General features: G+C 65.0%; 10 protein-coding genes. 3 read left to right on the top strand and 7 right to left on the bottom strand.

Features of this window, described 5'->3' with window-relative positions:
- Positions 1 to 296: 296 nt before the first annotated feature.
- The 3 genes from istA to EDC64_RS22955 all read left to right on the top strand — a co-directional run bounded on the left by istA (position 297) and on the right by EDC64_RS22955 (position 3,046).
- On the top strand, positions 297 to 1,808 hold the full coding sequence (gene istA, locus EDC64_RS22945; RefSeq protein ID WP_132036139.1) for an IS21 family transposase: 1,512 nt from the start codon (positions 297 to 299) through the stop codon (positions 1,806 to 1,808).
- Positions 1,805 to 2,644: an IS21-like element helper ATPase IstB gene (gene istB / locus EDC64_RS22950; protein ID WP_132036141.1), complete on the top strand. Its 840-nt coding sequence runs from the start codon at positions 1,805 to 1,807 to the stop codon at positions 2,642 to 2,644. The genes istA and istB overlap by 4 nt, the downstream gene beginning before the upstream one ends.
- Positions 2,645 to 2,731: 87 nt before the next feature.
- Entirely contained in the window at positions 2,732 to 3,046 is a 315-nt protein-coding gene (locus EDC64_RS22955; RefSeq protein WP_274594965.1) for a transposase, read from the top strand.
- 173 nt (positions 3,047 to 3,219) lie between these two features.
- On the opposite strand, the gene EDC64_RS22960 is transcribed toward EDC64_RS22955, so the two are convergent.
- From EDC64_RS22960 to EDC64_RS22990, 7 genes are all read right to left on the bottom strand, one after another.
- Positions 3,220 to 4,608 (bottom strand): IS1182 family transposase, encoded by a 1,389-nt coding sequence (locus tag EDC64_RS22960; protein ID WP_207916172.1) that lies wholly within the window; start codon positions 4,606 to 4,608, stop codon positions 3,220 to 3,222.
- Between the two features lie 343 nt (positions 4,609 to 4,951).
- Positions 4,952 to 6,193: a CaiB/BaiF CoA transferase family protein gene (locus EDC64_RS22965; RefSeq protein ID WP_132036147.1), complete on the bottom strand. Its 1,242-nt coding sequence runs from the start codon at positions 6,191 to 6,193 to the stop codon at positions 4,952 to 4,954.
- Between the two features lie 70 nt (positions 6,194 to 6,263).
- Positions 6,264 to 7,283 (bottom strand): branched-chain amino acid ABC transporter permease, encoded by a 1,020-nt coding sequence (locus EDC64_RS22970; protein ID WP_132036149.1) that lies wholly within the window; start codon positions 7,281 to 7,283, stop codon positions 6,264 to 6,266.
- A complete protein-coding gene (locus EDC64_RS22975) occupies positions 7,283 to 8,155 on the bottom strand; it encodes a branched-chain amino acid ABC transporter permease (protein ID WP_132036152.1) in 873 nt (290 codons plus the stop codon). The genes EDC64_RS22970 and EDC64_RS22975 overlap by 1 nt, the downstream gene beginning before the upstream one ends.
- 3 nt (positions 8,156 to 8,158) lie before the next feature.
- A complete protein-coding gene (locus EDC64_RS22980) occupies positions 8,159 to 8,863 on the bottom strand; it encodes an ABC transporter ATP-binding protein (protein ID WP_132036158.1) in 705 nt (234 codons plus the stop codon).
- A 2-nt stretch (positions 8,864 to 8,865) separates the two neighbouring features.
- The gene (locus EDC64_RS22985) at positions 8,866 to 9,612 is read right to left on the bottom strand and encodes an ABC transporter ATP-binding protein (protein WP_132036154.1); all 747 of its coding nucleotides are present in this window, start codon (positions 9,610 to 9,612) and stop codon (positions 8,866 to 8,868) included.
- 94 nt (positions 9,613 to 9,706) lie between these two features.
- Complete coding sequence (locus EDC64_RS22990) at positions 9,707 to 11,002, bottom strand: ABC transporter substrate-binding protein (RefSeq protein ID WP_132036156.1); 1,296 nt, start codon at positions 11,000 to 11,002, stop codon at positions 9,707 to 9,709.
- Positions 11,003 to 11,407 lie beyond the last annotated feature (405 nt).

Consider the following 11,407-nt stretch of genomic DNA (forward strand, 5'->3'; position numbering starts at 1 on the left):
TCGCACCAATGAAGACGCGGCGACGACGATGGAGTGGTATAGCCAGCGCGGCGACGCCAGCGAGAACCGCATCAAGGATCTGAAGATCGGCTTCGTGCGACGCGGCAATCAGCATGAGAACGCGCGACAATCAAGGTGAGAAAGTCTTCTGACGCTTGCGGCGCAGGGAGGGCGTAGCCCGACCGGAGGCGCAAGCGTCAGAAGACTTGGCCTGAGCTCCCGCCGGGAGCGCGGGCCGACTGTTGATCGTGACCGGCTGGAGGATTGGATGGATCTCTTCGTGAAGGGATCCGCCATTGCCCGGCCGCCATGTCACCGATCACCAGATGAGGCTCTACATGACATTCCGACAGACAGACGGCCCCGCGGTCTCGGCCGCGAAGGCGTCGATCAGCACAGCCACCGCCTATCGCTTCGAGCAGGATCACCGACCGCCCTCGGCCAAGGCGGAGCCACGCGGGCGTCGGCGCCCTGATCCTCTCGTCTCGTTCTTCGACGCCGAGGTGGTGCCGATGCTGTCCGCGGCGCCGGAGTTGCGCGCGGTGGCCATCTTTGAAGAGATGCAAAGGCGCCATCCCGACCTGCCCGACGGCACGCGGCGCACGCTGGAGCGCCGGATCCGCTCGTGGCGGGCCCTGCATGGTGCGAACCAGGAGGTGATTTTCCGCCAAATCCATGAGCCCGGCCGGATGGGACTGTCGGATTTCACCGACATGGCCGATCTGGCCGTGACCATCGCAGGCGTTCGGCTTGACCATCGGCTCTATCATTTCCGCCTCGCCTACTCCGGTTTCGCGCATGCCCATGTCATTCTCGGCGGCGAAAGCTATGTGGCGCTGGCGGAAGGATTGCAGAATGCGCTGTGGGCCCTGGGTGGTGCGCCGCACGAGCATCGCTCCGACAGCCTCTCGGCGGCGTTTCGCAACCTCGACAGCGACGCGCGCGAGGACCTGACCCGGCGCTATGACGCGCTGTGCCTGCATTACGGGATGGAACCGACCCGCAACAACCGCGGTGTCGCGCATGAGAACGGGTCGATCGAAGGTCCGCACGGCCATCTCAAGAAGGCGGTGGAGGATGCGCTGCTGATGCGCGGCACCCGCGACTTCGTCGATCTCGCTGGCTATCGCCTCTTCATCGACGAGATCGTCAGCCGCAAGAACGCCCATCACGCCAAGCGTATCGCCGCCGAGCGAATTGTTCTGCAACAGCTGCCCGGCCAGCGGACCTGCGCCCATGAGGAGACGATCGTCACCGTCACCTCCTCGGGCGGATTCACGCTCAAGAAGGTTTTCTACACGGTGCCGTCACGGTTGATCGGCCATCGCCTGCGGGTCCGGCTGTATGATGATCGCCTCGAATTGTTCATCGGCGCCACCTTGCTGATGACGCTGGCGCGCGGTCGCGCCGCCACCACCGGCAAGCACGCCCATGTCGTCGACTATCGCCATGTGATCCATGCCCTGCGGCGCAAGCCGATGGCGCTGCTCAATCTCGTCTACCGTGACCAGTTGTTCCCCCGCGACGCCTATCGCCTGACCTTCGACCGGCTGCTCGAACAACTCTCGGACAGAGCGGCGTGCCGCCTGATGGTGGATCTTCTGGCACTCGCCCATGACCGCGGCTGCGAGGCGGATCTCGCAGCGCAGCTTACCGACGATCTCGCGGCGGTTCGACTGCCCGACATCGCCGCCCTGCGCACCCGCTTCGCGCCAGATCCCGCCTCGCTGCCCGAGGTCGTTGTCCATCTCATGCCGCTGATCGCCTATGAGGCCCTGCTTGGCACCGACATCGGAGAAGCAGCATGACCCACAACATCGACCGGGCCCGACTCATGCTGATGCTCAACGATCTCCGCCTGCCCGCAATCAAGCAGAATTGGCCGGATTTTGCCGAACGGGCGGACAAGGAGGGCTGGCCTGCCGCACGCTTCCTCGCGGCCCTCGCCGAACACGAGATCGCCGAACGCGACCGCCGCCGCTTGGCACGCCATCTTGCCGAGGCCCAGTTGCTGCCGGGAAAGACCCTCGACAGCTTCGACTTCGACGTGGTGCCGATGATCTCCAAGGCGCACGTGATGGCGATCTGTGCCGGTGACAGCTGGATCGACAAAGGCGCCAATCTGATTCTTATCGGCGGACCTGGCGGCGGCAAGACGCATCTGGCCTCCGCCGTCGGTCTGGCGCTGGTGGAAAACGGCTGGCGCGTGCTGTTCACCCGCACGTCCGACCTGGTGCAGAGACTTCAGGTGGCGCGGCGCGAACTGGCATTGGAGGCGGCCATCGCCAGACTGGATCGATTCGATCTGCTGATCCTCGATGACCTCGCCTATGTCAGCAAGGATCAGGCGGAGACCTCCGTCCTGTTCGAGTTGATCAGCGCCCGATACGAACGCCGCTCCACCCTGATCACCGCCAATCAGCCATTCGGGGCCTGGGGCAAGGTCTTCCCGGATCCCGCCATGACGCTGGCCGCAGTTGATCGCCTCGTCCATCACGCCACGATCTTCGAAATCAACGTCGACAGCTACCGCCGTCGTGCCGCACTCGAACGCAAGAAAAAAGGCGCCGGACGGCCGCAGAGCTACGCGACAATCAACGATCTCGAAGCCGTGTCGCTGCCCGACAATCAAAACGAAACTTAGCGCTTGTCAGCGACAATCAGACCGAACAACATCGTTCCCGTTGCGGTCACAGTTTCTCATCCTGATTGACGCATTTTCTCACGCAGATTGTCGCGCCATAGCTTCGGCATGGACTACATGCCGTGTGGGACCTTCGAGGCCAACGCCGTATTCTTCGCCATCGGCGCGCTGACCTATAATCTTTATCTCGGCTTCCGCTCAGATACGCTTGACGGCGGATGGGAGCGCGCGCAGGTGCAGACCGTGCGGTGGCGCCTGTTTCAGACGGCGGGCAAGGTCGTCCGCCATGGCCGGCAGCTGTTCCTGAAGATCAGCGCCGAGGCGTTGGAAATCTTTGCGAGGATCCGCGAGCGTTGCGCGCGGATCATGAAAGAAGGAGGCGCCGTCCCAGAAACTTCATGACGTCGGCGCGTTCGCTGTGGGCGCGTTTGCTGGAGTCGATATCGGCCGCATCGACGGCGGAGCCGCGCCCGAAATCCGTGAAAAATGCGCGGCGCCGGCGGCCGGAGCCGATCGCAGCGCCACCGGCGGAACCGCCCGCGGCGGCGCTTGCCAAAATGGGCCGAAAACGCCTTTCAGCCCAAAGCGCCAGCCCTATCCAAAATCCGATCGCGGATCTTGGGCGAGTGGAGTTTCTTGATGTTGTGGGCGGAGCAGTGCAGGCTCCATTCGCCCTTGGTCTCCTGCTCGCCGCGCATCATGAAGCGGTCCGCGCCCTGGGTCTCCTTCATCTGACCGAACACCGGTTCCACGGTCTGGCCGCGCAGGCGGTAAAGTGCCCGGCCCCGTTTGGTCAACAGCTTGCGCTCCATCCGGTCACGGGCGCTCATGTCCGCAGGACACCGCCCCCGTGGAGGCGGAGCATCACGCATCGCCTTGCGCCGCTTCCAGTCTTTGGTGGTGGCGATCAGGTATTCGCACTCCGCTGTCTGCGCGGCCGCGTTCTCGTCGGACCAGTAGCCCGCGTCGAACAGGCCCACTCCCAGCGCCACCTCGTCGCCGGTCACCGCTTCCATCATGGCCAGGGTCCTGGCGATCATCGGCGCCAGTTGGCGAACGTCGTTGGCCTGGTTCGTCACATCGGGGGCGAGGATGATCTGGTCGGCCGTCACCATGGCCTGGGCATTGTAGCCCTGAAGGTAGCCCTTGCGGCTCTTCATGATCCGGCTGTCCGGATCGGTCACGTTGGCCTTGGCCTCCTCGTTCACGACACCTTCGGCCGCTTTCGGCTTGCGACCCCGCTTGCGCCGGCCGCTCGCCTTCTCCCCGGCCGCGCGGGCGTCGATCTTCTCCTGCTGCTCGGCCCGTTGCCCGTCGGCCGCGCGCAAGAGCCGCTCATGGCAGGAGCGAAGCCGGGACAGCCGACCCGACGGCTCCCTCAGGTCGGCGGGGAGCTCGTCACCCCGTGCCTCCCCGAACATCTCGTCCTCGGCGGCGTCGATCGCCTCGGCCGCCGCCAGCATGGCGGCAACCTCCGCCTCCAGCGACTTCGAGGTCCGGTTTGCCACCAGCGACGCATTCGCCTTCACCTTGGTCCCGTCCAGCGCCACCACCCCGAGCCGCACCAGACCCGCCGCATGGCACAGCTTCAGGATCTCCACGAACAGCACCTCCAGGTCGCCCCGGTGGCGCTTGCGGAACCGCGCGATCACGCTGTGGTCGGGGACCTCGGCGCCCACGATCATCCGGAACCCCGCGTCCCGCTCGCACAGGCGCTCGATCTTGCGGCTCGAGCGCTGCCCGTTCGCGTAGGCATAGACAAGGAGGCCGACCATCATCCTCGGCGCGAACGGCGGCGCCCCGCAACCCCGCTTACGGTAGTGCGCCTCAAATGCCGACAGATCCATCAAGCCGACGGCATCGAGGAGAAGATGGACAAGGTCCGTGTCCGGGACCCAGTCCGCCATGTCCACCGGCAGAAGAAACCGCTGCCTGCGATCCGGCTCGCGGTAGAAATTCGCCATATCCGACCCCGCCAAGTGTTGCCTCAGCCGAGGGAATCAGCCCGGTCTCGCCCGGTCAAGCGGGGATCGGAAGGGAGGGAGCGCATTCTGCAACAGGCTCCATCCACGACGCAAATGCTCGATGCTTCCAAAGACACGTCAATCCCGGCATAATGGTCCATGGTCATCCTCCGATGATGCTTGGAGCCGACGAAAGTCAGACTCCGTTTCACACCACCATTCTGGGGGATGACCACCTCACCGCAAAGCCCGAGCCTCGCGGCGGCCCGTTACACCATCTAGCTTCTTTGTTTCATTCCATGAACCATAATTTCAATAAACTACGGTTGCGGGCGTTCCGGCGTCAGACGACGCCGTCCTGCCGCAGCCGGGCGACCGCTTCCTCATCGAGGCCCAGCCAGGTGCGTAGGGTTTCCTGCGTATCCTGGCCCAGCACGGGGGGCGCCCGGCGGTAGGAGGCCGGGGTCGCGCTGAGGCGGGCGGGAAAGGCGACGCCCGACAGCTTCGTGCCGTCCTCCCGCGCCAACTCGATCTCAAGCCCGCGGGCGCGCGCATGGCGATCGGCGAACACGTCGGGCACAGTGTTGATGGGCCCGCACGGAACGTGGACGGTCTCCAGCAGCGTCACCACCGCGTCGCGACAGTGCTCCGAAAGCAGCTCGGTCAGGAGGTCGTCGAGGACCTGGCGGTTGACGATGCGCCCCGCGTTGGTGAGGAACCGTTCGTCGTACGCCAGTTCGGGGCGGCCGAGCGCGGCGCACAGGCGCTGGAACTGGCCGTCGTTGCCGCAGGCCACGATCACGTGGCCGTCCGCCGTGGGATAGACGCGGTAGGGCACCACATTGGGGTGGTTGTTGCCGAGCCGCTCCGGCACCACGCCGCCCACGAGCCAGTTGGCGGACTGGTTGGCGAGCATGGCCACCTGACTGTCGAACAGCGCGCAGTCGATGTGCTGCCCCTCGCCCGTCCGCTCGCGATGGGTGACCGCCGCGAGGATGGCGACGGCGGCATACATGCCGGTGAACAGGTCGCAGACCGCCACGCCCACCTTCATGGGGCCGCCGCCAGGCATGTGCTCGGGATGGCCGGTGACGCTCATCAGCCCGCCCATGCCCTGGATGAGGAAGTCGTAGCCGGCCCGGTGCGCGTAAGGGCCGGTCTGCCCGAAGCCGGTGACGGAGCAATAGATGAGCTTCGGATTGACGGCCTTGAGGTTTTCATAGTCCAGGCCGTACTTGGCAAGGCCGCCGGTCTTGAAATTCTCGAGGACGATGTCCGCTCCCGCCGCCATCCGACGCACCAGCTCCGCCCCCTCAGGCTTGGCAAAGTCGATGGTGACCGAACGCTTGTTGCGGTTGCAGGCGGAAAAATAGGCGGCGTCGCCGGTGTTGCCTTCGGAGTCCGTCAGGAAGGGGGGACCCCAGGTGCGGGTGTCGTCGCCCTGGCCGGGCGCTTCGACCTTCACTACCTCGGCGCCGAGGTCGCCGAGAATCTGGGATGCCCACGGCCCGGCAAGAACACGGCTGAGGTCGAGCACGCGAAGGTGGCCGAGGGCGCCGGGGCCAGGGATCAAGGATGGGCTCATGCGTGCGGTTGCCGTCGTGGTTGATCGGGAAAACGAACTGGGATCGCAAGGGCCACCGTGGGGTCGGCTCTCACGATCCCCTCTTGTGCTTGCGCCAGTATTCCATGGCCGTTCCGACGATGCCCCTCGGCATGTGAATGATGAACAGCACGAGCAGGACGCCGTAGATCAGCGTGTCGAGTGAGAGCACGCGGCTGCCGAACATGGCATTCAGCGTGACCGAGCCCTGGAAGAACATGCGCAGGCCCTCGCTGAGCAACTGGGTGAACAGCGCGCCGATGGTCGGGCCAAGCATGACACCGATGCCGCCGGCCACCGCCCCAAACACGATGTTGAGGGACACGCCGAAGCCGGCGATGGTGTCGGGGCCGATATACATCTGGTACTGGGCGAAGATGGCGCCGCCGAAGGCGCACATGGCGGCCGACAGGGCCGTTATCTTCAGCTTCTCGCGCGTCACATTGATGCCCACCGCCGCCGCCGCCTCCTCATCCTGGCCGAGGGCCTCCAAGGCGAAGCGGTCCATGCTGCGGTCCACCCGCACCCAGACGAGGATGCCCGCCAGCCACACCGCCAGCGCGACGAAATAGGCGATCATCCGGTCCGCCTCGAACTGCACCGCATAAAAGGAGATGCCGTCCCCGTAGCGCGCCGGCTGGGTGCCGAGCGAGCCGCCGGTGAAGTCGCGCAACCCGACGATGCAGAGGCGGACGAATTCCACCATGGCCAGGGTGAGCAGCGCGAAATAATGCCCGCGGATACGCTGGAGGAAGCTCGGGTAGCCGATGAGGAGCGCCAGGGCCACCGCCACCACGATCGCCACCGGAATGCCGATGAGCGGCGTGAGGCCGGCGAAGTTCCACAGCATCACCGTCACATAGGCGCCGATGCCGGTGAAGGCGCCGTGGCCGAGGGAGGTGAGGCCGAACCGCCCCATCAGTGCCCAGCCGGTGTAGATCTGCGCCCACAGCAGCATCTGGATGACGATGTGCAGGTAGTATTTCTCGCTGCCCGGAAACACGGCGCGGATGGCGAACGGCAGCGCCACGAGCGCGGCGAGGCCGACTGCATAGGCTGGATTGAGCTTCATCACGAGCGCGCTCCCAGCAGCCCCTGGGGCCGGATGAACATCATGAGGATGAAGAAGAGGAAGGCGATGGCGTAGCCCCACTCGGTGGCGAAGCAGGAGCTGCCGATGGTGATGAACTGCGCGATCACCAGCGCCGCCACGAACCCACCCAGCATGTTGCCGAGACCGCCCAGCACGCAGACCATGAAGATGAGCGGGCCGAACTGCAGCCCGATCTGCGGATAGATGTCGAACTGCAGCACCATCAGCGCCGCGCCGAGGCCGGCGAGGCCCCCGCCCAGCGCCGATGTCGCGGCATAGAGCCGGCGGCTGTCCGCGCCCATAAGCGGCATGACGTGTCGGTCCTGGCTGAGGGCGAGGATGGCAAGGCCGAGGTAGCTGTGGCGCAGGAAGTAGCGCAGCCCGAGCATGGTGGCGAGCGCCACCGAGAAGGTGATGATGCGGCCCCAGGAGAAGAACATGTCTCCCAGCGAGGCCGAGCCCAGGTGCACGCCGATGTTGCGGAACTCGATGCCAAACGCCAGCGTTGCGGCGGCCTGAAGCAGGAACAGCACACCGCCGGTGGCGAGCAACTGGTTGATCGGCGCGGCATCTAGCAGCGGCCGGATGACGATCATGTGCAGCGCGACGCCCAAGAGGGCCGTGAACGTGATGCCGATCAGCATGGCCAGCGGCAGGGGCAGATCGAGCGTGGAATAGGCGAAGAAGATGGCATACATGCCGATCATGACCAGCTCGGCGTAGCAGATCCACACCACGTCCACGACGCCGAAGACGAGGTTGAGGCCGAGCGACAGGAGCGCAAGCAGACCGGCCAGGAGAATGCCGTTGAGGACAGCCTCCAGAAAGAAGATGTCGAGGGAGCAGGTCATGGATCAAAGCCCCAAATAGGTCTTCTGCACCGCCTCGGAGGCGAGCAGATCTGCGGAGCGGCCACTCATTTCGACCCGCCCGACCGAGAGCAGGTAGGCGCGGTCCACCACGGCGAGCACCTGGGTGACGTTCTGCTCGACGATGAGCACGGTGTAGCCGTCGTCGCGGATCTTGCGGACCAGCTCGAACACTTGCTGGACCACCACCGGGGCAAGGCCGGTGGAGGGCTCGTCGAGGAGAATGAGCTTCGGGCCGCTCATCAGCGCGCGGCCAATGGCGCACATCTGCTGCTCGCCGCCCGACATGGTGCCGGCGAACTGCAGGCGCCGCTCCTTGAGGCGTGGAAACAGGCCGTAGACGTAGTCCAGCCGCTCGGGAAAGCGCGCCCGGGCCGAAGGTAGGAAGGCGCCGAGCCGCAGGTTCTGCTCCACCGTCAGGCGCGGGAACAGGTGCCGGTTCTCCGGCACGTGGGCGATGCCGGTGGAGAGCACCTTGTGGGCGGGCAGGGTGCGCAGGTCCTGCCCCTCCATGCTGAGGCGGCCGGCAGCGGCGGGCAGCATTCCGGAGATGACGCGCAGGAGCGTGGTCTTGCCGGCGCCGTTGGCTCCGATCACCGCCACGGATTCCCCGACCTCCACCGCCATGGATATGTCGTTGAGGGCGCGGAAGCCGCCGTATCCGGCGCACACGCCGTGAAGTTCGAGCATGCTCACGGGCGGGCCTCCTCGCGCTTTGCCGCTTCGCGGCCCAGATAGACCTCGATCACCGCGGAGTTGGATTGCGCCCCATGAGGGTCGCCGTCATAGATGACCTCGCCGTGATCGAGCACGACGACGCGGTCCACCACGCGCATCAGTACGCCCATGATGTGCTCGACCCAGACGATGGTGATGCCGCGCTCGCGGCGGATCATTTCGAGCATGTCCGCCGCCTGGTTCATCTCGGAGGGGTCGAGGCCGTTCAGGCTCTCGTCGGCGAGCAGCAGCTTGGGTTGGCTGGCGAGGGCGCGGGCCAGCTCCAGCTTCTTCAGGGCCGCGGCGCCCATGCCCTCGGTGGTGGTCTCGGGGGTGGTCGGAAGCCCCACCAGCTCCAGCGCCTCGGCCGCCTGCCGCCAGCATTGCTCGCGGTTGACCGTGCGGTTCTGGCCGAACCAGGCCGCCAGCGCCACATTCTCCAGCACTGTGAGCTTGTGGAATGGGCGCGGGATCTGGAAGGTGCGGCCGATACCGGCATGGCAGATGGCGTTGGCCGGCTTGCCGGTGATGTCGTGCCCTTCGAACGAGATGCGCCCGCGGGTGGGCACATACAGGCCGGCGATGCAGTTGAACGTCGTGCTCTTGCCGGACCCGTTCGGACCTATGAGGCCGAGGATCTCGCCCTTGCCGACCCTGAAGGAGACGTTGGAGATGGCGGAAAAGCCGCCGAACATTTTGACCAGACCTTCGACTGCAAGCATGACCTTCTCCAGGGCGCGACGCATCGCGCGAGGAACCGCCGGGCGCGGGATACCCGCCGGCGCAGCCTTCTGCAGGCGGCGCCGGCCGAGGTGATCAGGGGGCGAAGGTCTGGCCCTTGGGCAGGGGCATGACCGGGTCGGCGGTCTTCACCTCCGCGGGCCACACCACCTTGGCGCCGCCGGGATTGTGCTGGATCACCACCGGGAAGGAGCGGGCATTCTGGCCCGCCATGGAATCGCCGGGCGGGTTGAACTTCACGCCATAGCCCTGGACCGTGCCGCCCACCGGAATGTCCGCATCTAGTGCCGCCTTGCGCAGGGAGTCCGGATCGATGCCGCCATAGGTCTTGATGGCGCGCGGCAGCACGTCGGTGAACAGGATCCACGACTGGTTGAAGCCCATCCAGACGTTGGTTTCGGCATAGTCCTGCCCGGTTTTCGCCTTGAAGCGTTTCTGCACTTCCGTGATCACGTCGCCAAGGCCCGGGGCGAGCGTCTTGGGGTCGAGCAACTGGGCAGCCACCGGGTCCACGTCCATCACATAGTCCACGTCCTTGCCGGCGGTTTCGCGGATGCGGTCGATGTTGGCGTAGCCGGCACCGTGGCCGATGAGTGCCTTCCACTTCAGGCCCTGTTCCTTGGCCTGGCGCAGGAATAGCGCGATATCGGGATTGTAGCCGGTGTGGAGGATGACGTCCGGCCGGGCGCGGCGCAGCTTCGCGATCAGCGGCGACAGGTCGGTGGCGCTGACGGCGTAGCCTTCATCCAGCACCACGTTGATGCCGGCCTTCTTGCATGCCTCCGCATTGGCCTTGGCGACGCCGCTGCCGTAGGGCCCATCCTCATGGATGATGGCCACCTTTAGGTCGGCAGGCGCGATGCCGAGCGTCGCCTTCGACTGCTCAGCGAGGAACTTGCACGAAGCCTCACCATACTGGTCGGAATGGACCTGGGCGCGGAACACGCGGCTCAGGTTGCGGTCCTTGAACACCGCCGACGAGATGCAGACGTTGGCCCACATGAAGCCCTTGGCGTTGTCCACCTTGGCGGCCATGGGCACGCACTGGGCGCTGGAATAGACGCCCATCACCAGATCGACCTTGTCGTCGTTGATGAGGCGCTCGGCAGCGTTGATGGCCACTTCCACCTTGGACTGGGCGTCCACGTTGATGGGAACGATCTTGTAGCCCTCGATGCCGCCACGCTCGTTGATGAGGTCGATGGCGATCTGGGTGCCTATTGAGGCATTCACCGAGCCGCCGCCGGCGAAGGGGCCGGTTTGGTCGTAGATGACGCCGACCTTGATCTCTTTCGCCTGTGCCCCGACCAGGGCCGTGGACAGCATGGTGGCGCAAAGGCCGAGCGTGCGGATGTTCTTAAGGATCGCCATTTTCCTCCCCTTTTCTATTTTGCTTGTTTCTACAGTGCGCGCGATGCGTCAAAGCGGAGTAGATCGCCGGGATAGGCGATGGGTAATAGAGCATATTTGGATACGTATATTTGATATATCGCGCGCAATCCCCGCGATATGTTCGTTTTTGATCTCTAAATGTGCGGAGTTTGAAAAGATCCGCCTTCTTCTTAATCAAGTGCGTTGCATTCTGGCAGTAAGGTGCTAGTCTGTCAATGGAACATCATTTCAACTAATGAAATGATGGAGGGGTGGACGCAGGCGCTGGGCTGGCCGGGCTGGCGCCGTTCTAGGAGCCTGTCGGACTTGAGGCGACCGGCGAGATGCGATTCGGTGTCATTGAGTGATTCTCCTGGATTGAGCGCCGCCGATGAGCAATTTCCG

This window comes from Aquabacter spiritensis (genome assembly GCF_004346185.1).
GTDB lineage: Bacteria > Pseudomonadota > Alphaproteobacteria > Rhizobiales > Xanthobacteraceae > Aquabacter > Aquabacter spiritensis.